20 protein-coding genes are annotated in these 23,804 nt (G+C 41.4%); 15 read left to right on the forward strand and 5 right to left on the reverse strand.

The annotated features are described in order from the left end of the window. The first annotated feature begins 19 nt into the window (after window positions 1–19). Window positions 20–1,294: a methionine adenosyltransferase gene (locus F9K23_13980; protein ID KAB2914532.1), complete on the forward strand. Its 1,275-nt coding sequence runs from the start codon at window positions 20–22 to the stop codon at window positions 1,292–1,294. 207 nt (window positions 1,295–1,501) lie between these two features. On the opposite strand, the gene F9K23_13985 is transcribed toward F9K23_13980, so the two are convergent. The 4 genes from F9K23_13985 to F9K23_14000 form a co-directional block, all read right to left on the reverse strand. Further along, complete coding sequence (locus tag F9K23_13985) at window positions 1,502–2,662, reverse strand: hypothetical protein (GenBank protein KAB2914533.1); 1,161 nt, start codon at window positions 2,660–2,662, stop codon at window positions 1,502–1,504. Between the two features lie 85 nt (window positions 2,663–2,747). Continuing rightward, window positions 2,748–4,571 (reverse strand): ABC transporter ATP-binding protein, encoded by a 1,824-nt coding sequence (locus F9K23_13990; GenBank protein KAB2914534.1) that lies wholly within the window; start codon window positions 4,569–4,571, stop codon window positions 2,748–2,750. Window positions 4,572–4,664: 93 nt separating this feature from the next. Beyond that, window positions 4,665–5,354, reverse strand: a complete 690-nt coding sequence (folE, locus tag F9K23_13995; protein ID KAB2914535.1) for a GTP cyclohydrolase I FolE — start codon at window positions 5,352–5,354, stop codon at window positions 4,665–4,667. Then, window positions 5,314–5,724 carry a 6-carboxytetrahydropterin synthase gene (locus F9K23_14000; protein ID KAB2914536.1) on the reverse strand — a complete coding sequence of 137 codons (411 nt, stop codon included), beginning with the start codon at window positions 5,722–5,724 and terminating at the stop codon, window positions 5,314–5,316. Before F9K23_14000 ends, folE begins: the two co-directional genes overlap by 41 nt. A 375-nt stretch (window positions 5,725–6,099) precedes the next feature. Here F9K23_14000 and F9K23_14005 point away from each other — a divergent pair, with 375 nt between their 5' ends. The 6 genes from F9K23_14005 (at window position 6,100) to crtI (F9K23_14030) (ending at window position 11,798) form a co-directional block, all read left to right on the forward strand. Then, entirely contained in the window at window positions 6,100–6,627 is a 528-nt protein-coding gene (locus F9K23_14005; GenBank protein KAB2914537.1) for a sigma-70 family RNA polymerase sigma factor, read from the forward strand. Between the two features lie 24 nt (window positions 6,628–6,651). Continuing rightward, window positions 6,652–8,127 carry a phytoene desaturase gene (gene crtI, locus F9K23_14010; protein KAB2914538.1) on the forward strand — a complete coding sequence of 492 codons (1,476 nt, stop codon included), beginning with the start codon at window positions 6,652–6,654 and terminating at the stop codon, window positions 8,125–8,127. A 42-nt stretch (window positions 8,128–8,169) separates the two neighbouring features. After that, the gene (locus F9K23_14015) at window positions 8,170–9,006 is read left to right on the forward strand and encodes a phytoene/squalene synthase family protein (protein KAB2914551.1); all 837 of its coding nucleotides are present in this window, start codon (window positions 8,170–8,172) and stop codon (window positions 9,004–9,006) included. 75 nt (window positions 9,007–9,081) lie between these two features. Beyond that, on the forward strand, window positions 9,082–9,561 hold the full coding sequence (locus F9K23_14020; GenBank protein KAB2914539.1) for a hypothetical protein: 480 nt from the start codon (window positions 9,082–9,084) through the stop codon (window positions 9,559–9,561). Window positions 9,562–9,573: 12 nt separating this feature from the next. After that, window positions 9,574–10,299, forward strand: a complete 726-nt coding sequence (locus F9K23_14025) for a lycopene cyclase domain-containing protein (GenBank protein ID KAB2914540.1) — start codon at window positions 9,574–9,576, stop codon at window positions 10,297–10,299. Next, window positions 10,296–11,798: a phytoene desaturase gene (gene crtI / locus F9K23_14030; protein ID KAB2914541.1), complete on the forward strand. Its 1,503-nt coding sequence runs from the start codon at window positions 10,296–10,298 to the stop codon at window positions 11,796–11,798. The genes F9K23_14025 and crtI (F9K23_14030) overlap by 4 nt, the downstream gene beginning before the upstream one ends. 11 nt (window positions 11,799–11,809) lie before the next feature. Here crtI (F9K23_14030) and F9K23_14035 read toward each other — a convergent pair whose 3' ends face one another. Continuing rightward, window positions 11,810–13,153 (reverse strand): hypothetical protein, encoded by a 1,344-nt coding sequence (locus tag F9K23_14035; protein KAB2914542.1) that lies wholly within the window; start codon window positions 13,151–13,153, stop codon window positions 11,810–11,812. A 111-nt stretch (window positions 13,154–13,264) separates the two neighbouring features. Between F9K23_14035 and F9K23_14040 the strand changes: the two genes are divergently transcribed. The 8 genes from F9K23_14040 to F9K23_14075 form a co-directional block, all read left to right on the forward strand. Further along, on the forward strand, window positions 13,265–13,963 hold the full coding sequence (locus tag F9K23_14040; GenBank protein ID KAB2914543.1) for a CoA transferase subunit A: 699 nt from the start codon (window positions 13,265–13,267) through the stop codon (window positions 13,961–13,963). 44 nt (window positions 13,964–14,007) lie between these two features. After that, on the forward strand, window positions 14,008–14,361 hold the full coding sequence (locus F9K23_14045; GenBank protein ID KAB2914544.1) for a four helix bundle protein: 354 nt from the start codon (window positions 14,008–14,010) through the stop codon (window positions 14,359–14,361). A gap of 39 nt (window positions 14,362–14,400) precedes the next feature. After that, window positions 14,401–15,054 carry a CoA transferase subunit B gene (locus F9K23_14050; GenBank protein ID KAB2914545.1) on the forward strand — a complete coding sequence of 218 codons (654 nt, stop codon included), beginning with the start codon at window positions 14,401–14,403 and terminating at the stop codon, window positions 15,052–15,054. A gap of 37 nt (window positions 15,055–15,091) precedes the next feature. After that, on the forward strand, window positions 15,092–15,493 hold the full coding sequence (locus tag F9K23_14055) for a four helix bundle protein (protein ID KAB2914546.1): 402 nt from the start codon (window positions 15,092–15,094) through the stop codon (window positions 15,491–15,493). Window positions 15,494–15,533: 40 nt separating this feature from the next. Then, the gene (mdh, locus tag F9K23_14060) at window positions 15,534–16,475 is read left to right on the forward strand and encodes a malate dehydrogenase (protein ID KAB2914547.1); all 942 of its coding nucleotides are present in this window, start codon (window positions 15,534–15,536) and stop codon (window positions 16,473–16,475) included. A gap of 65 nt (window positions 16,476–16,540) precedes the next feature. Then, window positions 16,541–16,975, forward strand: coding sequence for a hypothetical protein (locus tag F9K23_14065; protein ID KAB2914548.1), 435 nt, complete (start codon window positions 16,541–16,543; stop codon window positions 16,973–16,975). 208 nt (window positions 16,976–17,183) lie between these two features. After that, complete coding sequence (locus F9K23_14070; protein ID KAB2914549.1) at window positions 17,184–21,281, forward strand: DUF5011 domain-containing protein; 4,098 nt, start codon at window positions 17,184–17,186, stop codon at window positions 21,279–21,281. A 236-nt stretch (window positions 21,282–21,517) separates the two neighbouring features. After that, window positions 21,518–23,804, forward strand: a 2,287-nt coding sequence (locus F9K23_14075) for a right-handed parallel beta-helix repeat-containing protein (protein KAB2914550.1), incomplete at its 3' end; no start/stop codon positions are given.

Genomic DNA, 23,804 nt, shown 5'->3' on the forward strand with positions numbered 1-23,804 from the left:
ATTTAACTGAAAGAATACTATGCCATACCTGTTCACCTCTGAATCAGTGTCTGAAGGGCACCCCGACAAAGTAGCCGACCAAATTTCGGACGCACTTATAGATAACTTCCTTGCTTTTGACCCTAACAGTAAGGTTGCTTGCGAAACTCTTGTTACTACTGGACAGGTGGTACTTGCCGGTGAGGTAAAAACCAACACTTACTTAGACGTGCAAAAAATCGCCCGTTCGGTAATTGCTAAAATCGGTTATACCAAAAGCGAGTACATGTTTGAGGCTAACAGCTGCGGCGTGTTGAGTGCTATACACGACCAAAGTGATGATATTAACCGTGGTGTTGACCGTGCTGCTTCGCAAGATTTTGAAGCCCGTGCAAATGCACAAGGTGCAGGCGACCAAGGTATGATGTTTGGTTACGCAACCCGCGAAACTGAAAACTATATGCCTTTGGCGTTGGATTTGGCTCACAAATTATTGATTGAATTGGCTGCGCTGCGCCGCGAGAACAAAGATATTACCTACTTGCGCCCTGATGCAAAAAGCCAGGTAACTATTGAATACAGCGACGATAATGTTCCTACCCGTATAGATGCTATTGTAATCAGCACACAACACGATGAGTTTGGTACTGACGAAGAGATGGCTAAAAAGATATACGATGATATGGTGAACATCCTTATCCCGCGTGTAAAAGCTTCTTTGAAGCCTGAATTGCAAGCGTTGTTTACCGGAAATATTACTTACCACATTAACCCAACCGGTAAGTTTGTAATTGGCGGTCCTCACGGAGATACAGGTCTTACAGGCCGTAAAATCATCGTAGATACTTACGGTGGTAAAGGTGCTCACGGTGGTGGTGCATTTAGCGGTAAAGATCCTTCAAAAGTTGACCGTAGTGCTGCTTACGCTACCCGTCACATTGCTAAGAACTTGGTTGCTGCAGGTGTTTGCGACGAAGTTTTGGTACAGGTTTCTTATGCTATTGGTGTTGCTAAACCTTGCGGTTTGTACATTAACACTTACGGAACTTCAAAAGTGAACATGGGTGATGGCGAATTGGCTCGCAAAGTGGAGCAAATCTTCGACCTACGTCCTTATGCTATTGAACAACGTTTGAAATTGCGTACTCCTATTTACAGCGAAAGTGCTGCATACGGACACATGGGCCGCAAAAACGAAGTGGTAACCAAAACATTCTACACACCTGATGGTGCCAAAAAAGAATTGGAAGTGGAATTGTTTACTTGGGAAAAACTTGACTACGTAGATAAAGTTAAAGCCGCTTTCGGTCTTTAATAATTAGCGTCATGCTGAACTTGTTTCAGTACCTCATTGTAATACCTATGAGATCCCGAAACAAGTTCGGGATGACGATACAAATAATTATAAACCCTGCCCTACAAGGCGGGGTTTATTGTTTTATGAGATTTAGTGTGAAGGACGCAAAAACCACTTTGCGGCTTAGAGCCTTAGCGGCAGCATATTAGACAGTTAAAATTTTAACTAATCCCTTTTCAAATTAGGGTCAACTTCAAAGTTTATGACGCTGCTGTTGGTCATATCCGATTTAAGGTTCAGCACCTCGCGGTATTCTCCGTCGTAGTAAATCACTTCATACGTATTGGGAGGTATACGGCCTAAGTTAAGCGCATGAATTACCAGTTCATTGGTTCCTGTGGCATTTAGCTCCACCTCATAGCAACGTTCATTCTTGTCCAAAGAAACAGTGCGAGCCAAAATCAAACCATTAAGCTCCAAAGTCACACTATCCCCGTCAATGGTTTGGTCGTCACGTACACACAGGTGTATTTTAGTATTCTGTACCTTCTTTTGTACCGGTGGTTTTTTGGTGCGGTAAATAATACTGCCCAAAGGGTCGGGCGTAACTTTATACTCTACTTCTTTTGGTTTTCTTTCCTTCACCTTAAAAGTACCCGAAGCAAAAAACCATTTTATGTTCAACCTGAAGTGCGAACCGTTTGAGAGGATTTTTAACCCTTTTACGTAATCCAAAGCGTAGTAGCGGTGATCGATTACGTTTGTAAACCCTTGATGATACTCAACCCCGTAGGTAAAAGGGCCTTTAGAATGCAGGTATGCAATCTCAGTGCCCACAAACAGCGTAGGATAAACAACGGGGTGTTTTTTAATCTCAATTACCTCAAACGTAAGTTTAGGCACTGATGTAGCCCGATTAATAGCCCCACCCGCATTCACACGCCATTTCCAATAGTTACCCATTCGGGAGGTATAGGTATAAAACAGCGGGATGTTTAGGTTGCGGTACATCACGATAAAATCATCGCTTTGGTCGCTGTGTATACGGTAACCGCGCGCGCCAATCTCAAACCCGGTGCTTACGGAGTGCTGGCGGTTGAGTGATAACTCAAAAAACAGGGAGTAATTAAACTTACGGGCAAAATTTTGCAACGGGGTATATTGTGGGTTGGGTCTGCCCCATAAAAACGAAAACAGCGGGTATAAATAATGTGTTCCGGTAATGTTGGGTGTGGCAGCAACAGTGCCTCCGCCTTCAAAAGTGGCTCCGGTACTTACCGTTGGGCTCATCGAAAAATAAAAGCGATAGGGCAACAACCGATGCTGTGCCTGCAAGCCTGAATAAGCCGCCAGCAGCAAACAAATTATTGCAATATTTCGCGCCACATTTTGCATAATATATTCGTAACGCAAAATAGCTAAAAAAGGTTGTAGGTTTTTAGCTTCAGACCAACGACTACTTTTCTTCTACTTAGTTCACCCCAAGTTTTTGCAGTTCGTACAATTCGCGGTACAAACCTTCGCGGTTCAATAGCTCGTTATGGGTGCCTGTTTGCACAATACGCCCCTTTTGTATTACCACAATTTTATCAGCGGTTTGTATGGTGCTAAGTCGGTGGGCAATAACAACGCTGGTGCGGTTTTTCATCAAGTTATTCAATGCCTCCTGCACCAACTTTTCGCTGGTAGTATCAAGGGCACTGGTGGCCTCATCAAGAATTAGAATATCAGGGTTTTTAAGTACCGCACGGGCAATGGCTATGCGCTGACGCTGACCGCCGCTTAGTTTGCTGCCTCGCTCGCCGATATTGGTTTGATAGCCGCGTTCCAAATCCACAATAAACTCATGCGCATTGGCTACACGGGCTGCATTTTCAATATCCTCGGCAGTAACATCGTAATTGCCAAACGCAATATTGTTATACACGGTATCATTAAACAGGATAGACTCTTGGGTAACCACACCCATTGACCCGCGAAGCGAAGCAATCTTGTAATCCCTGATATCCGTCCCATCGATGGTGATACTTCCGTTTGTTACATCGTAGAAACGGGGCAGCAAATCAGCCAAGGTACTTTTACCGCCGCCGGAGGGCCCAACTAAAGCTATCATTTCGCCTTTTTTAATTTCCAGCGAAATATCACTCAAAACAGGCTCTTTGTCGTATGCAAACGACACGTTGTTATAAATAATTGAGGTATTAAATCCGCCAACGGTTTTGGCATCTTTTTTCTCTGTAATCTTCTCGTCCAAAGTAAAAATCTCTTCCAAGCGGCCTTTGGCAGCCAGTCCTTTTTGAATGCTGTAAAAGGCAGATGAAAACGATTTTGAAGGAGCTATAAGCATACCAAACAGCACAATGTAGAATATAAACGCCGAGCCGTCCAGTCCCATGTCTTTGTTAAGAACAAAACTGCCCCCGATAAACAGGATAATGGCGGCAATGGTAATACCCATTGTTTCGGTAAGGGGTGATGCAATATCACTACGACGTGCAATACCGATGGATATACGGTTAAGTAGTTGGCTTTGCTTTAAAAAACGGCGAAGGAAAAACGGTTCGCGGGTAAATGCCTTTATAATGCGCATTCCGCCCAGTGTTTCCTCAAAATTACTGATTAACTCGCCCAGTTTGTTTTGTTGGCGGGTGGTTTGGGCTTTTACTGCCTTGCCTATTTTAACAATTAATAACGCAGCAAGCGGCAGCATAATAAATACAATAAGCGTAAGCATCGGGCTTATGTATATAAGCATGATAAGGCTTACCAATATATTAAACGGTTGTTTAAACACCGCATCCAACGAGGCATTCAGATTGGCTTCAATCACGGTTACATCACCGCTCATGCGTGAGATTAGGTCACCCTTACGTTCGTCTGAAAAATGGGAGAGGGGCAAACGAAGTACTTTCTTATACAAACGGTCGCGCAAATCGCGCACAGTGTTTTGGCGAAACGAAATAAGGTTTACCAATGCCAGATACACACATACGTTTTTAAGAATGGTAAACACTACAATTACCACGCAGATATAAATTAGCGCTTCCTTAGGGTTTCCTTGTACAATACGGGCTATTTCATACATCAAAGTAGCTTTTACGCTACCAAAATCGCTTCCGGCTTGTGGTTCTATTAATGCGGTGGTTTCGGGTTTAAAGATGATGTCCAAAAAGGGCATCACGCTGGCAAGCGAGAACAGCCCGAAGACAATGCCCAGCAGGTTGAAGAAAATATTAAGATAGGCAAAACGTTTGTAGGCCTTGCCGTACTTAAGCAGTTCAAAAAAGTTTTTCATTAAAGGGTGCGTAAGCTATGCTACGCTTTGCAAATATAATGCTAAGCAGCAGGTTTGCCATGTTGGCAGTTGTACAGCCGTTAGGCAGTAGTATTACTTGCCTAGATACTTTAAAAACTCCTGTCTGGTAGAAGGGTCGTTAAAACGGCCGCAGTATTCAGCAGTGATGGTAGAGCTTCCGGTATCCTGCACCCCGCGTGATGCCACACAATAGTGCACGGCCTCAATAACAACCGCCACATCATCCGTATGCAAAGCTTCGCGAAGTTCGTTGGCAATTTGCTTAGTCATACGCTCTTGCACTTGCGGGCGTTTAGCAAAATACTGCACAATGCGGTTTATTTTGCTTAGTCCTACCACATTGCCGTTGGGTATATATGCCACGTGGGCTTTGCCTACAATAGGCACAAAATGATGTTCACAATAACTAAAAACCGAGATATCCTTTTCAACAAGCATTTGCTTGTATTTATAGCGGTTTTCAAACAGGGTAATGGCAGGCTTATTTTTTGGGTCAAGTCCGCTAAAAATTTCTTGCACAAACATTTTAGCTACACGCTTAGGGGTGCCCTTCAAGCTGTCATCGGTCAAATCAAGCCCCAAAACGTGCATAATTTCGGTAAAATGCTTTTCAATCAACTCCATTTTCAGCTCATTGTCCATCTCAAAAGCATCGTCACGCAAGGGGGTTTTGTGTGATGTAGTAATATGGTCGTCGCCAATTATATCTATGCCTTCGCCATTATTGGCCGGAGTATTCAACATAATTTCGTTCGGTTTCATACAATGTTACAGTTAATTCTAGTTTTTTATCTAACCTAAGCCTCAATTTATTCCATATTACTACGGCTATGTTCTCAGCGGTCGGGTTCAAGTGTTTAAATTCTTCAGTATCAAGATTCAGGTTGCGGTGGTCAAACCGGTTTTCAACCTCCTCATAAATAATATCCTTTAATATTTTCAGGTCAATCACATACCCTGTAACGGGGTCAACCTCGCCCGTAACTTTCACAGTCAGGTCGTAGTTGTGTCCGTGATAGTTAGGGTTGTTGCACAGGCCAAAAACTTCCTTATTCCTTTCATCACTCCATTCGGGCACATGTAAACGGTGGGCGGCATTAAAATGCCCTTTACGATAAACGGAAACTATCATTGGTATTTTATGTAAACCACCGTAAGGCAGTTTTGTTCAATGGTATTAAAAAAAATATAAACAAGGTCTTTGGCGTAACGGGATTACAAATACCGTGCTAAAAGTTTACTGTCATACAATTTACCAAATAGCACGCTTTTTGCATACAAATTACTGAAATATTTAGCAATCGCTGCCAGATAGACCCTTTCAGGGTGAAAATCAAAATCCAAACACCCCTGTATTTCGTACAATAATACATAGCCAAAGTATGTGTTCGATTCATTGAGGCATGCTTTTTGTTTATCTTTTTGACAACTTTATTAAACAAAAAGTTGCTTTATAATTTATAACGCACTAACTTTGTTTAAGTTTTTCATGTAAACATTAAACAATATGACAAAACTTGAATTTAGCCTGATGGTTCAAAGTGAGTCGCATCCCTTGCGTAACTACGCTTACCAGCTTACCCGCAACGTTGAAGATGCTAATGACCTTTTGCAGGAAACCATGTTAAAGGCATTTACATACCACAATAAGTTTTCAGAAGGTACTAACCTTAAAGGTTGGTTGTATACCATTATGAAAAACAGCTTCATCAACAACTACCGCAGGTTGATGAAACGTAATACGTTTATTGATACTACGGATAATACCTATTATCTTGACTCTCCAAATCATGCAGTAGATAACAGGGCCGAAAGTAAGTTTATGATGAAGGATATGATGGAAGCAATTGAAACATTGCCCTACGACCTCAGAAAAACCTTTACCATGAATTACAAAGGCTTTAAATACCACGAGATTGCTGAGATACTGAATATTCCGATTGGAACTGTTAAGACCCGCATTTTTGTTGCCCGCAGGTTGCTGCGCAAAAAATTATGGGCATACGGCCAAGCATACGGCATGACGGCAGAATAGCTTTAAACAACACACACATCATCAATGGGCAAACAAGTTGTAGTAATAGGGTCAGGTTTTGCAGGATTGGCCGCCGCATGTTTTTTAGCCAAAGACGGGTACAAAGTTACCGTGCTTGAGAAAAACGGCGAAGCAGGCGGACGATGCCGAGTGTGGGAAAAAGACGGGTTTACCTTTGATATGGGACCCAGCTGGTATTGGATGCCCGATGTGTTTGATAAATTTTTCGCCCATTTTGGCAAAACACCCTCAGATTACTATACTCTTACCCGTTTAAAACCATCGTACAGGGTATATTTTAAAAAAGAATACTGGGATATTCCCGCAGGGGCAGATGAGTTGGGTCAATTACTTGAACGTAAAGAACCCGGTGCCGCTGAAAACTTAAAAAAGTTTTTACACGAGGCGGCTTATAAATACGATGTAGGCATCAACCGTTTGGTGTACAAACCCGGCCGCTCGTTGGCTGAGTTTATGGATTTAAGCCTGCTGAAAGGTATGCTTAAGCTGGACGTATTCAACTCCATGCAAAGCCATATTGGCAGTTATTTCAAAAATCCTGAGATACGCCAGCTATTAGAGTTTCCCGTACTGTTTCTGGGGGCAAAACCTTCAAAAACACCTGCCTTATACAGCCTGATGAACTATGCTGATATTGAGTTGGGCACTTGGTACCCTATGGGTGGCATGTACAAAATAATTGAAGGTATGGTAAGCCTTGCCAAAGAGTTGGGGGTTGATTTTAAGTTCAACAACGAAGTAACCCAAATAAAAACGCTCAACAATAAGGTAGAAAAAGTAAGTACCCCAAACGGGGATTATTTTGCCGATATAATTGTTGCGGGAGCCGATTACCACCACGTAGACAAAGCCTTGTTAAACGGTCACGGTAACTATAGCCAAAAGTATTGGGACGAAAGAACAATGGCCCCAAGCAGCCTGATATTTTATTTAGGCATAGATAAAAAGATAGACGGTTTATTGCACCATACTCTGTTTTTTGATGAGGATTTTGCAGGCCATGCTGAGGATATTTACGACCATCCTCAATGGCCTGATAAGCCGTTGTTTTATGTGTCAGTTACCTCAAAAACCGACGACAGTGTAGCACCAAAAGATTGCGAAAACGTGATGATATTGATACCTGTAGCCACAGGCTTAGAAGATACCGAAGAAACACGTGAGCGATATTATGACATGGTGATGGAGCGATTGGAGAAGCGTTTGGGGCAGCCTATCCGCTCACATGTGGTTGTGAAACGCAGCTACGCCCACCGCGATTTTATTGCCGATTACCATGCATTTAAAGGCAATGCTTACGGCCTAGCCAATACATTGCGCCAAACAGCGATATTAAAACCATCGTTAAAAAATAAAAACCTTACCAACCTGTACTATACCGGCCAGCTTACAGTGCCGGGTCCGGGTGTACCGCCTTCCCTCATATCGGGGCAGGTAGTAGCCGAACAAATACAAAAAGAATATCCTATTAACCTTTAAAAACTAAACGGTATGCTAACCAAAACCACCAACAACACCGATATGCTGCTTTTTAACGAAGCTTGCGAGCGTTGTGCCAAAGAAATTACCTCGGCATACAGCACCTCGTTCAGTTTGGGCATATTGGCCTTAGGAAAAAAATTGCAGGCACCCATCCGCAACGTATATGCCTTTGTGCGCTATGCAGATGAGATTGTAGATACTTTTCACGAATACGATAAGCCTCAATTGCTGGCAAATTTCAGACGCGATACATACGAAGCCATTCAAAACAAGGTGAGTTACAACCCTGTTTTGCAAGCGTTTCAGAAAACCTACCACGAGTTTGGGATTGATATGGAATTGGTAGATGCTTTTTTGGACAGTATGGAAATGGATTTGAACTATCGCAGTTACCAGCACGAGAGCTTTAACAAATACATATACGGCAGCGCAGAAGTAGTGGGTTTAATGTGCCTGAAAGTGTTTTGTGAAGGCAATAACCAAAAGTACGAGAGCCTTGTGGAACCTGCCCGTAAATTGGGCGCAGCCTTCCAAAAAATCAATTTCTTACGCGATTTAAAATCGGATTTTAACGAGCGCGGCCGCATCTATTTCCCCAACGTTGATTTTTACGGCAGCTTTGATAAGAACACAAAACAGCAGATAGAGTTGGACATCGAAAACGATTTTAACGAAGCTCTGCAAGGCATTCGTAAATTGCCTATCAGTAGTCGTTTTGGGGTGTATATTGCCTACATCTATTTTTACCGTTTGTTGAATAAAATAAACAAACTGGAGCCCAAAAGCATTCTTGAAAGTCGTGTGCGGGTAAACAACTCTGAAAAGCTGATGCTGTTTGCAACTTCATACATTAAGTTTAAATTCAACAGGTTGTAAAGGTTTGCAATAAGAGAGGCCGGATAACTAAAAAATGATTGCCTAACTTTGAGCAAACTTTAGCTACTCCTGTTTATGAAATATACCACCAGTACCATAAAAGCCGAGATGCGCAAAACCATTTTTGCAGCCCACGAACACTTGGCCATTACCATTAATGATGAAACACTGGATGTGTATATCGATGAGTTTTATCCCGAAGAAGAATATTTGGGATTAATACCAACAATACTGCCTGTATTTGCTGATGAAGACGAATACAAAATGGTACTTGACAGGATACTTCCCAAGGAAGGCAAAACAACCCTCGCCCCCGTATTAATGTGCCCCGAAGACCTTGACTTGAGTTGCACAACCATTGTGGCGCAAGCAAAAACACAAGGGGATTATGTGATATGGGAGAAACTGGGATTAGACATTAGCGAAGGAGTGAGTTTTCCTGAAGGTATAGGTACTAAAGTGAAATGGTTGGGACAGATTAAGCCCATCTATTTCAAAAAATCAGAGTATATGGAGTGTTTGGCTGAGTTTAGAAAACTTGAAGCTAACCAATAATGCAATAGCCCGATGAAATCGTTATACCTGTTGTTAAATATTGGGGCATTTATCTTTCCGTTTTTGCTCTCGTTTGATAAAAAGGTAGCTTTTTATAAAAAGTGGAAATACCTGTTTCCCGCACTTGTCAGCGTTGCGGTTTTCTTTCTTATTTGGGATTATTTTTTTACCGATTGGCGGGTTTGGAGTTTTAACGATAATTACATTTTAGGCACAAAATTTTTTGGGTTACCTATCGAAGAAATACTGTTTTTCTTCACTGTGCCTTACTCGTGTGTATTTGTGTACGAATGCTTGATAGCATACATTCCCAAAGATTACTTTAAAAACATAGCCAAGCCGCTAACGATTATTCTAATCCTTGGTCTTGCAGTGGCACTGTATTTTAATTACGGAAGGTTATACACCGCCAGTACTATTATTTTACTGGGAGCTTATTTAATGCAGCTGTTGGTGGTGAACCGTGCACAATGGTTGGGCAGGTTTTTTATGGCCTACTTGGTGTGTTTAATTCCCTTTTTTATTATCAACGGAATACTGACTGCAAAGCCCGTGGTAATATACAACGACATCGAAAATACAGGCATCCGCTTAGGTACAATACCCATAGAGGATACGCTATATAAAATGCTGCTGCTGTTGATGAACGTGGCCATTTATGAACGACTGCAAAAACGTTTTGTGCGAGCAGAAGAACCCGAAGAAACTACAGCAGAAACCGAACCCTTAGGGATATGAAGGTAGCCGTAATTGGTGCAGGTTTGGGCGGTTTAGCAGTGGCTATACGATTGGCAAAAGCCGGACATGATGTAGAAGTGTTTGAAGCCAATCCGTATGCAGGCGGCAAAGCTACCTCGTTTGAAATAAACGGATATCGGTTCGATGCAGGCCCCTCCTTATTCACCATGCCCCAGTATATTGAGGAATTATTTACCCTTTGTGGTGAAGATATTACCCAAAATTTCCCCTACACACGTTTAAATAGTATCTGCAATTACTTTTTTGAAGATGGTACAGAATTAACTGCCCATGCACAGCCTCAACAATTTGCTGTAGAGATTGGAGAAAAGACGAGCGACAATGCAGAAAGCATTATAACGTTCTTAAATCAGTCAAAAAAAATATACGAGATTACTAAAGGACTGTTTTTAGAGCAATCATTGCACAAACTGAGTACTTATTTCTCAAAAGATGCGCTTACGGGATATGCTAACCTGCACAAAATTGGTGTATTCTCAACCATGGCGGATGTTATTGACGGGTATTTCAAAGATAGCCGCACCCGCCGATTGTTTAAACGGTATGCAACCTACAACGGTTCAAACCCATACCAAGCACCGGCCACACTAAACATTATTCCACATTTGGAGTATGGTATCGGCGCATATTTCCCCAACAAAGGTATACACGGCATTACAGAGGCGTTGTTGTACCTGTGCAATAAAACAGGCGTTAAAATTCATCTAAATACCAAGGTGGAGAGGATAGTGCATAGTGGTGCTAGGGTTAAAGGGATTATAATTAGTCCACAATCCACAGTCAACAGTCAACAGTCTGTTGACAGTAGACCGTTGACCGTCGACTATAATGCCGTTATCAGTAATTGCGATGTTTATTTCACCTACAAACACCTGTTACCCGATGCTAAAGTGCCCAAAAAGATAATTAACCAGCCGCGTTCATCCTCGGCACTTATTTTCTATTGGGGCATTAATAAGCAATTCCCCAAGCTCGATTTGCACAATATTTTATTCAGTGAAAACTACGAGGCTGAATTTGATTTTCTTTTCACCAAAAAATTAGTGTACCACGACCCTACAGTGTACATAAACATTACAAGCAAATACAAACCCGACGATGCCCCGCAAGGCTGTGAAAACTGGTTTGTGATGATTAACACCCCGCACATCGACGGTCAAAACTGGGACGAATTAATTGCCGTAGCACGGCAGCATATTATTGATAAAATAAACAGGGTATTAAAAACCGATATTTCACAACACATTGTGGCCGAAAAAATACTCGACCCTCGCGGGATTGAAAGCATTACCCAAAGCTATCTCGGTTCGTTATACGGCAACAGCAGCAACACACGTATGGCTGCATTTTACCGCCATCCCAACTTCTCAAAACAAATCAAAGGGTTGTACTTTGTGGGGGGCAGCGTTCATCCCGGCGGCGGCATCCCGTTGGTGCTTTCTTCGGCAAAAATTGTAGCTGATTTAATAAATAATTAAAGAGATTTTATTTATTCGTCTTTGCCAACTTGTAAGAGGTAAAACATAATTACATCGCGCAACAAAAAGCCTACCAGTATGATTAGATAGCTATACCCTACAATGCCCAACATTTTTTTGCGTCGTAGTTTTGCCTTATTTGTTTCAGCAATTTCAAGAATAAAATCCTCTTTCTGCTTGCGTATTACAGGATACATTGCCACTGCATCTTTTTCATATCTTGCGCCAGCGCTTAAGTTATATTCAAACTCACGCTTGCTTGCAAGGTCATAACGTTGGCTAAAAACTGCGTATAATTTATCTTTATAATCAGGCAGGGTTAGTAATTCCTTAAACCGTTCAAACGGAACAAACTCAAACACAGGAACACTATCATTAAAGGGTTTTCGGCTATTTTTAAATACAACAGGCTTAGTAATTTTGCGCATCAGATAGCGCTTTGTTTCTTCCTCAACTTTGTTTTTCAAGAGGGTAGCTTGTAACTCTTCGGCAGTATTAAAAAAACCAAAAAAATTGTTATCAGCATTATAAACATCGCGGTATAGTTGCTGGATAAACTCGGTATTATTAATATTTCGTAAAAACTCAGAATACGAAAATTGTGTTGCATATCCGGAATCCAGCACTACAACATAGTTGTAAAATAGTTCGGTAAAATCAATTTCTTTACTTTGTTTTTGAGGTTTATGGCCTGCAAGAGCCAATAACCACTCTGCCGTTGTGCTGTTAATAAATCGAGGTTGCTGCAATACCAGCCATTCGTAAACTTGCTGCGCGTACTCTTGGCTTTTAATGGCTTCTCTAAACTCCCTCTCACTTTTATAAAAGCCTTTATTTTTATGGAAAATGCTTTGGTACACAAATGTTAGGGTGTCTTTAGGAAGCATAAGCTGTGCCTGCATTTTATAAGGATTTTTTGGTTTTTTTTCGAACGAAATTCCCGGTATATATTCTCTGCCAGTAGTACTAGCGGTATCCGTAAAAGATAATTTTAAGGGGGCAGTCAAAAAATAGCCGTTAGAAGTAGCATCAAGGGGTGTTGCTTTTGGGTGTTTTTCTAAAAAAGCAGGGCTATTTCCCCTTTTAACGGTATGGATTACACCATTTTCAGCATAGCGAATTGAAAAGTCGTTTTTAATTCCGTCGTATAGTGATTGCAATAAATTTCCGGGTAAAGTGTCGATTTGATAATCGCAACGCTTAACGCCTTTTTCTAAGTCTTTAACCCTGCTGCCTAAATAATCGTTTCGGAATATCAGGAACGCCCAAACCCACATCGAAAATGCAATGGAAAGAAGGGCAAACTTCTTAAAAAGGCGCGGAAATGCAGTTTTTTTAGCTTGCCAATACTTCATGCTGCACAAATATAACTTATGTCTCTAAAAGGCAATTATAATCAGTACATCTTCCCATTGGCAGTTTAGCACATTAACCACTAACTTCGCCCCCGTATTTCCAAAAAACGTATGAACAAAGTAGTAGCCAACGCTGATGAGGCGGTGAAAGATATACACGATGGTGCCGTGCTGATGCTGGGCGGTTTCGGGCTGTGCGGTATTCCCGAAAATTGCATTGCCGCATTGGTGCGCAAAGGCACTAAAAACCTTACTTGTATTAGTAACAATGCCGGCGTAGATGATTTTGGTATCGGACTGATGCTGAAAACCAAGCAAGTCAAAAAGATGATTTCGTCGTACGTAGGCGAAAACGCCGAGTTCGAGCGTCAGCTACTAAGCGGTGAACTTGAGGTGGAGCTGGTGCCCCAAGGTACTTTGGCTACCCGTTGTATGGCTGCAGGCTACGGAATGCCTGCTATCTATACTCCCGCCGGTGTGGGTACTGAGGTAGCCATAGGCAAAGAAACCCGCGAGTTTAACAGTAAAACCTACTTGATGGAGTATGCTTTTGACAGTGATTTTGCCATAGTAAAAGCATGGAAGGGCGATACCGACGGTAACCTGATATTTAAAGATACTGCCCGTAACTTTAACCCATTGATGGCGATGGCGGGTAAAATTACCATAGCCGAAGTTGAAGAATTGGTAGAACCGGGTGAGTTAGACCCTAACTTTATTCATACTCCGGGCATTTACGTAAACCGCATCTTCAAAGGCACTGATTACGAAAAACGCATAGAACAAAGGACTGTTAGGAAACGGGGGTAATTTGATAATTTGAAGATTTGGGAATTTGAAAATGAAGAAGTGCAATGCAAAACGATAAGGAAAACCTGATAGTGAAACTTACGTTTGATTTTGCCCTTAACATTGTAAAGTTCACTGAGGAGTTGGAAGCAGAGCGAAAATTTGTATTTGCTAACCAGCTTTTAAAATCGGGTACAAGCATAGGGGCAAATGTTCGTGAAGCTCAGAATGCAGAAAGTAAGGCCGATTTTATACATAAAATGAAGATAGCTGCCAAAGAAGCCGATGAAACAGATTATTTTTTGAGGCTTTGTAAAGAATCAGGCAGTTATCCGTTTAAAGAAGAATTGTTAGAACAAGTAGAAACAATAATGAAGATTTTATCGAAGATTATTTCCTCATCCAAAAACGGAAACTAATTTTTAAATAAGCACATCTTCAAATATTCAAATTTTGATATGTTAGACAAAAACCAAATAGCGCAACGTATAGCAAGGGAATTGAAAGACGGATACTATGTGAATCTTGGTATCGGTATTCCTACGTTGGTAGCAAATTATATTCCCCAAGGGATGAAAGTAACCCTGCAATCAGAAAACGGCTTGCTGGGCATGGGGCCTTTTCCGTTTGAAGGAGATGAAGACCCTGATTTGATAAACGCAGGCAAACAAACCATCACCACTATACCCGGTTCAAGCTTTTTTGATTCGGCGATGAGTTTTGGGATGATACGTGCCGGTCGTGTGGATTTAACAGTATTAGGCGCAATGGAAGTTGCCGATAACGGCGATATAGCCAACTGGAAGATACCCGGTAAGATGGTGAAAGGTATGGGCGGAGCGATGGATTTAGTAGCTTCGGCAAAAAACATAATTGTTGCCATGCAGCATACCAACAGGGAAGGCGAATCAAAACTGTTAAGCAAATGTACGTTGCCCATTACAGGGTTGGGATGTGTGAAGAAAGTGGTGAGCGATTTGGGTATGTTTGAAGTAACTCCCGAAGGGTTCAAGTTGATTGAACGCGCACCGGGTGTGAGTCACGAAGAAATAAAAGCCAAAACCGAAGGCCGCTTAGTAATGACGGGTGAGGAGCCGGAAATGGTGTTTTAGTTTTCGGTTATAAGAGTTAAGTTTTAAGTTAGTTGTAATGGCAAGTTTTTCGCGTATCGAAGAAATTAATGCTTGGGTAAAGGCGAGAGAATTGTGCGTAATTATCTATAAACTTACAAACGAAGATAGTTTTAGTAAAGATTATGCGTTGAAGAACCAAATTGATAGAGCAAGCGGTTCTGTTATGGATAATATCGCTGAAGGTTTTGAAAGAGCGGGGAAGAACGAGTTTATAAATTTTTTAGGTATAGCAAGAGGCTCGCTTGGGGAAGTAAAGTCTCAACTATACAGAGCCTTTGACAGAAATCATATATCAAAAGAAACTTTTGATAATACCTTTGCCGTAGCAGAAGAGACGGGAAAGATGATAACGGGATTAATAACATACCTAAATCAATCCGATATTCGCGGCTTGAAATATAAGGGACGTACTCAATAACTGAAAACATAAAACCTTAAACATAAAACGTTAACGCAGAATGACAAAAGTATCAGTAATAGGGGCAGGGGCTGTAGGTGCTACCGCTGCCGATGTGATTGCCTACCGCGAGTTGGCTGATGAAGTAGTATTGTTGGACGTAAAAGAAGGCTTTGCCGAAGGTAAGGCGCTTGATATTTATCAAACCACCTCATTGTTGGGTATGAAAACCCGTATCAGTGGTACTACTAACGATTACAGTAAAACAGCAGGTTCAGATGTTGTAGTAATTACCTCAGGTATTCCCCGCAAACCCGGTATGACCCGTGAAGAACTGATTGGCACCAACGCCAACATTGTAAAATCAGTTTCTGAAAACGTATTGAAACACTCTCCCAATGCTATTATAATAGTAGTATCAAATCCAATGGATACTATGACCTATTTGGCATTGAAAGCTACCGGTTTGCCTAAAAACCGTGTGATAGGTATGGGTGGTATTTTGGATAGTGCCCGTTTTAAAGGATACTTAGGGTTGGGTCTTAACGGCTCAACTGCTGATATACAAGCTACAGTAATTGGTGGCCACGGTGATACCACCATGATACCTCTTACCCGCTTGGCTTCGTACAACGGTCGCCCTGTATCAGAATACCTAAGTGCAGAAGAATTAGAAAAAATAGCTGCTGAGACTATGGTTGGCGGTGCTACACTTACCAAATTGTTAGGTACTTCAGCATGGTATGCTCCCGGAGCCGCAGCAGCATTGTTGGTTGAGAGCATCGTTCGCGACCAAAAACGCATACTTCCTAACTGTGTTTACCTTGAAGGAGAATACGGCCAAAGCGATATTTGTATTGGTGTTCCTACAGTAGTAGGCCGCAGCGGATGGGAAAGTATTGTAGATTACAAACTTACTGCTGATGAGCAAGCTAAGTTTGCTGCCAGCGCTGATGCCGTGCGCAGCATGAACGCAGTACTTAAAGAAATCGGTGCTTTATAATCGTAAGGTTGTAAGCAAGGTTTCATTACAAAAAAGATATACATATATAATATAGGTATAACATTTTGAAACGTTCAATAAAGCTACCCATCACCTTCCAGCAACTGGAGGGTGATGGGTTTCATATTTTTACAGAGATCAGAGTATTTAATGATACCTTCTTTGCATTAATAGATACAGGGGCATCCAAAACAGTGTTTTCTGATAAGGTAATCAAAATGTACCCCTCATTAGAAATGATGGATGTAAACGATAACCTGGCTGCCGGTATTGGTGAGGATAAGATATCGGCTAAGATGGCTCTCTTCCCTGAATTGTACTTGGGAAAGGCAAAACTCAGCAACTTTTATTGTGGTATTATCAACTTTAGCCATGTACATGCAGCCTATGAAACAATGGGCCTTATACCGTTTGATGTGATAATCGGGGGTGATATTTTGCATGCTTTGCAAGCCGAAATCAGTTACAAACAGGCCTTTTTAAAAATTCAACCCCTATAATTACCAAAAACTTACAATCGCATTAGTGTTGTTACCAAATTGTTTACTTTACTTTGAATGTAGAGTTTATGGGGCAGTGTCAACACACAGTCACAAATTGTCAAATTTTTTCAAAAAGTTTGTTTGATATATTTTTTTTAAGAAATTAGCAAAATAATACCGTTTGTAAACCATTACTTAACATTAGAAACTAATCACTTTTACACCTATGAATATTATGTTTACCAAATCTAAACTCACGGGCGGCCTAATCAGCCGGGCCTTACTGCTGCTAGCCATGGTGCTAGGCGTGCAGGTAGGTTCAAATGCCCAGGTTACCAACCCCTCGCCCTATTGCGGCGCTGTCCATAACTATATGGGCGCTAACGGAAGTTGCTACAACAACTACGGTTTTGCGTTTTCGCGCATCAAGGTGGGAACAATTGATCACAAGATCAACTGTACAAGCTCTTCTCCTTCAACTGGTCCTTACAGGTTTTGGAACTCAGGCCCAACTACAACATTCTCTCCAGGTGCTAACTACAGCATCACAATGACAACTGCGTCAAACAGCTATCCTACTTATGCTGGTGCTTGGATTGATTACAACCAAAACAACAACTTTGAAGCTAGCGAAGCAATTGCCATCACTGGTCAAATTGCTTACCCATTAGGTAGCGCAACCAACAACTTCACTATTCCTTGTTCTGCAAAAAGCGGTACTACAAGGATGCGTGTAAGGATTGACTACTACTATGCGTTTTCAGCTGCTATGGGTTGTAACAACACCTCATACGGTTATGGTGAAACCATGGATTATGAAGTAACTATTGCAGCAGCTAACAATCCTACTGCAAACTTCTTCATTCCTGATACCATCTTCACTGGTTCACCTGCTGATTTCCTTAACGCTAACAAAGTAGGTTACATCAACCACAAATGGTCAACTTCAGTTGGCGGTTTGGGTAACGTAGTTGGTAACAACACTAACTTCTCTTACGCGTTCCCTTCAGCCGGTAACTACCAAGTACGTTTGATTTCTACCAACTGCGGTGGTTCAGCTACTGTTACTAAAAACGTAGTAGTTGTTGATCCTACAGTAGCTCCTACTGTTCGCTTCTTGGCAAGCCGTAACTATATTCCACAAGAACCTACAGATTATGTAGTTGATGAAATTGTTGATTTCAAAGATTTCTCAACTTCTGGTCCTACTAGCTTCCTATGGGAAATCACTCCTGATGCAAGCACCAAATTCTGGTTTGTAGTTGCAGGTAGTGAATTCGAAAAACAACTTTCAGTATTCTTTACTGATACTGCTAAATATGATGTGTGCTTAACTGCTGAAAACATCATCGGTGCAACTAAACTTTGCAAACCTTCTTACGTAGTTATTGAATACCCAGCTACTTCAGGTAAAACTGAGAACCTTATGTGTATAGATGCTGCTAGCAGCCTTGCAGAAGGTACTTTGTATGACCAAGGTGGTGCTGATGGTAACTATCCTGCTCAAGCTGTTTCTTGTACCTTTAACATCAACGCTTGTGATGCTGAAGAGATTGAAATGTGGTTTGAAGGTGATATGCAATTCTACTACTATGGTCACGTTAACATTTACGATGGTAAAAACACCAACGGTACTTTGTTGGCTACTATTGGTGACGTTGCCGGTGCAGGTATCGTAACAAGCTATCCTAACAAGATTTATCTTGCAAAATCAGGTTATGCTACTATTGAATTCCGTAACATCTATCCTTACTACTCTGGTAAAGGTTTTGAATTGAAATGGAAAACTAAAACTCTTAACAACGGTCCTTTGACTGCTGATTTTGAAGTTGTTAATACTCGTAACGACTCTATTTATGAGTGCTTGTCAGGTACTGAAGTTCGTTTCACTAACAAATCAAGCGGTACACGCGATATCAGCGACTACCAATGGATTTTTGATTATGATCCTAACATTGCTTACCCTTCAGGTTACGAAGATTTCCCAGATAACGGTAACTTCACTAACCCAACTTTCATCTACTCTTCAGCTAAAACTTATGTAGTTCGTATGGTTGCTGAGTCTTGCGAAGGCTGGGATACTACCTACAAAACTTTCCACATTGGTACTACTACTATGAACCCTGTGGTTGAGTTTACTGCTGATGATAACATCCTTACTGTTGGCGGTAGCACTAAATTGCACAACAAATCAGTAGCATGGTGTAGCGGTGAGTGGACTATCACTCCTTCAACTTATACCTTATTAAACGGTTCTACTTTGACTGATCAAGACATTGAAGTTAAATTCACTGCTGCTGGTCGTTACACCGTTAAGTACGAAGCTGAAAACGATAACGGTACTACTACTCGTTCTAAAACTGATTTCATCCGTGTAATTGAATACTGCGAGCCTAGCGTATCTAACGCATTCGCAAGTATGGCTAACAACCGTGTTAAAATCAACACCCTTGAAAACCTTTCAGGTATTGGTAGCAACGGTTATGATGATTTCACTAAATCTGTAGCTCCAACTGATCTATTTATAGGTAGCCCTTACGCTCTAGAAGTAGAACGTACTCAAAACGTTGACCCTGCTGACAGGAAAGTATGGATTGACTATGACCGCGACGGTAACTTTACTGCTAGCGAAGTTGTAGCTTCTGAAACTAACTCAACTAACAAAGTACTTTCAACTACCATCACTATTCCTGATGTATCTGCTGTAACTCCTGGTCTTTCACGTATGCGTGTTGCTGTAGCTCTTGCTGGCCGTCCTTTAGATCCTTGCGGTCCTATCGATGCTGGTGAATTTGAAGACTACATGGTTAACTTGAAACTTGACGACCAAGCTCCAGTTATCACAATGTTGGGTTCTGACTCAGTATATGTTGAAGTTGGTTCTACTTACACTGATGCCGGTGCAACTGCAATGGATAACAGGGAAGGTAGCTTAACTTCTAAAATCGTTACTAACAACCAAGTTGATATTAACCAAACTGGTATCTACGTTGTAACTTACAATGTAAAAGACGGTTCAGGTATTCCTGCTGCTCAACGTACAAGGTTTGTATTTGTATTGGCTGATATGACTAAACCAGTTATCACTATCAATGGTGGTGCTACTATTACTCACGAAGCTGGTACTCTTTACACTGACCTAGGTGCAACTGCAACTGACAATCCTGGTGCTAAAAACATCGACAACCTAATTGTTACTAACAACATGGTTAACGTTAATGCTCTTGGTACTTACACTGTAGAATACACTGTAACTGATGCTTACGGTAACACTGCTACTGAAACTCGTACAGTTAACGTTGTAGATACTAAAGCTCCAGTTGTTGAAACTCCTGGTGGCGATCCTTTGACTATCCAAGTTGGAACTCCTTTCAACGATAACACTTTTGCTACTGACGCATTCGAAGGTACTCTACCTGTACAAGTTGTATCTGGTTCAGTTAACTCAAATGTATTCGGTACTTACAAAGTAACTTACACTGCTAAAGACGGTTCAGGTAACACTGCTACCAACAAAACTCGTACTTATGTAGTTACTGATGTTATCAAGCCAGTTCTTACTTCACTTTCAGGTACTCAATACATGGTTGCTGATGTTAACGACCTTAACTTCGTTGAACCAGCTGTAACCGGTACTGATAACTACTTCCCAACTGTACAAATTACCCGCAACGCCGGTAACTTTGATATCTCTAAATTAGGTACTTATGACATCGTTTACACTGGTACTGATGGTGCTGGTAACGTAACTGTATGGACTCGTACAATCAAAGTTGTTGACCGCGTTCGCCCAGTGGTAATAAGCACTCCTGTTAACATTCAACGTTGGATGACTTTCGATCCTTCAGTAGGTGTAAGCACTTGGGATAACTACTACGCTCCTGTAAACTTCCAGTTGCCATTTGCTAACAACTGTAAACTTGAAGTAATCAGCTCTAACGTAAACATGTTGCAAGTTGGTTTGTACCAAGTAATCTACCAAGCTGTAGATGGTTCTGGTAACGTATCTGAGCCTCACTTGCGCCTTGTAAACGTTGTTGAAAACACTACAGGTATTGCTGATGTAGCTTTTGAAAACGGTATCAATATCTATCCTAACCCAACCAGCGGTAAGTTTGATGTTGACTTTGCAGTAGCTATCAACGAAACTGCTACTATTACTATCACCAACATGGTTGGTCAAACTATCAGGACTTTCTCTGGTAGCGATGTAGTAAATGGTAAACTTTCAGTTGATCTAACTGACGTAGCTGCAGGTTTCTACACTGTACAAATCGAAAGCAACGGTCAAGTAGCTAACAAAAAAGTTTCAGTTACTCGCTAATTAGCAGTAATTAACTATACTCTATAAAAACACCCCGTGATTTCACGGGGTGTTTTTTTTTGCCCTTTCGCCAACGTGTAAAGTTGCCCTTTAGTATGCTGTTTTTCTGCGTCAACTTAATCGAATTGTAAGTTATTGATTATCAATGCTAAAAAATTTGTTTCTACAGGCAACATTTTGTGAATAAGTCGATTATTTTTTTGAAATTTGATATTGGCTTAATTAATATTTAACACATGGTAAACTTCTACAAGTTAGTTTACGGGCACCTTATTGCCTGTTTTTTTCTATGCCTTTTTATGTCCCTATCGGGCGGAAAGGCTTATGGGCAGCTGAACGGCAGCTACACGATTGACAAAAATGCCGCAGCATCGTCAACCAATTACACCACCTTCCAGTCGTTTTTCAACGCGTTGTCCTCATCAGGAGTAAACGGCAGTGTAAACGTAACTGTACTAAACGGTCCTTATACCGAGCAAGTAGTGGCCAACGCCATCCCCGGTGCAAGTGCATCCAACAAAATCACTATTAACGGTGGCGGACAAATCCTACAATTTACATCCACTACCTCAACAGCACAGCACACGCTGCGTTTTAACGGTGCAGATTATGTAACCATCAACAACCTTTATATAAAGGCGTTGGGTACTACTTATTCATGGGGTGTACACTTTATGAATGCGTCGTATTACAACACGCTTGACGGGTGTACTGTAGAAATTACCAATAACACCAGCACAACTGCTGCCAACAACATTGGTATTAATATGTGTAACAGCACCTCATCAAACACCACTTTGGGAGATGCGGCTAAGTACATTACCGTAAAAAACAGTACTATTAAAGGAACGGGTGCAACCCGCGGACCTGTGGTAGGTATTCAGGTAACTGCCCAATCACAAAACGTGGATGGTTTTATTACTTTGGAGAAGAACATCATCCAAGACTTTTACCAATACGGTATCTATATTTACTACAACAGTAAAGTAGATGTATTAAACAACGACATTTCACGTCCTACCCGTACTAACTCAACTACCACTTACGGTATCAATATGTACTACTATTGCTACCGCAACAACATTGTCGGAAACAAGATTCACAACTTGTTTACCTCGATGACCACATTAACCAGCACTACTTATGGTATCTATTGCTACTATAACTATAGCGGAGCCAGTAACTCAGTAGTTGCTTCAAACGCTATTTATAATATTGAGCATAACGGAGCAGTATACTTTATATATGCATACTACCCCTTCGGTATCCAGTTTGCCCACAACACTGTTTCAAGCGATTTAGCCACAACAAACACATCTGTGTTGTATGGTATGTATGTGTATAGTGGTACAACTTCAATGACGGGTACCTCTTTTGTAAACAACATCATCTCTTTAACCCGTCCTTCAGGAACACGCTACGCTTACTATTACTACGCAAGCATTCCTCAGTTTAACTACAATAGTTATTATGTGAACGGAACTGGTAGTTCTAACTTTATGGCTACAGGCTTATCAGTATATAATGATTTCGCATCATGGCAAAGCGGAACCGGTAATGACGCTAACGGCTCATATACCAACCCTAAATTTGCAAACGTAACTACAGGAAATTTGGCCCCTACAACTGTTCAGCTTGATGGGCAGGGTGCAACAGGTACCGGTGTTTTGAAAGACGTAAACGGTAACAATTACAGCTTGACTGAACCTGACCAAGGTGCGTTTGTAACAGATGTAAATGCCAACGTAACCCGTTTAACTCTTGCCGGAGCCAGCAACTGCCAAATGCAAGTTGAGGAAGTGAAAGTATGGGTGAAAAACAGTTCACCTTATGCTCAATCAGGATTTAATATGTCTTACCGTGTAAACAGCGGTACTGAAGTTGTAGAACCTTTTACCGGTACATTGAACCCCGGTGACTCAGCCCAGTTTACTTTTGCTCAAAAACTAACCTACAATAATTCTGGCGCATACACTTTCCAAGCAAGGATTAAAGGTAAACCTTATGTAGGGCCTTATGTAGTAACTGTTAAAGCAGCACCATTGGGGGCAGAGTGGATGAAAGGCGCTAAATTTAACGGTCAGTTCTTTTCAGGAAATATCGGCGACCCTGATATTGTAGCCAGCCCCGATACAGTTGACTTTAACTTGTTAGCACCAACAGGCTACACCAATGCCAACTACGGAACAGCTTGGACTTTGAGCGCAACAAGTGCTAAAACAACAGGTGGTTTCACCATTCCTGCTTCTGATTATACAATTACTCCTGCTAACGGCTCACAAAGCTTAAGGTTGCGTTTTAAACCCGGTTCAGCTTTCACTGACAGCTTTGCCAAATTCACAATCCGCGTCTACTCAAATACCACTTTGTGTTATGCTCCTGATATTGACAGGGTAATATTTGTTGCTCCTCGTCCTGTTGCAGGTGCAGATGTAAGTGATTTTTGTGACGGAGATGCAGCAGTATTTGCCAGCACATCAACCATCAGCTCAGGAACTATGAGCTACCACTGGGATTTTGGTG

The sequence above is a fragment of the Bacteroidota bacterium genome (assembly GCA_008933805.1).
GTDB lineage: Bacteria > Bacteroidota > Bacteroidia > UBA8524 > UBA8524 > SB11.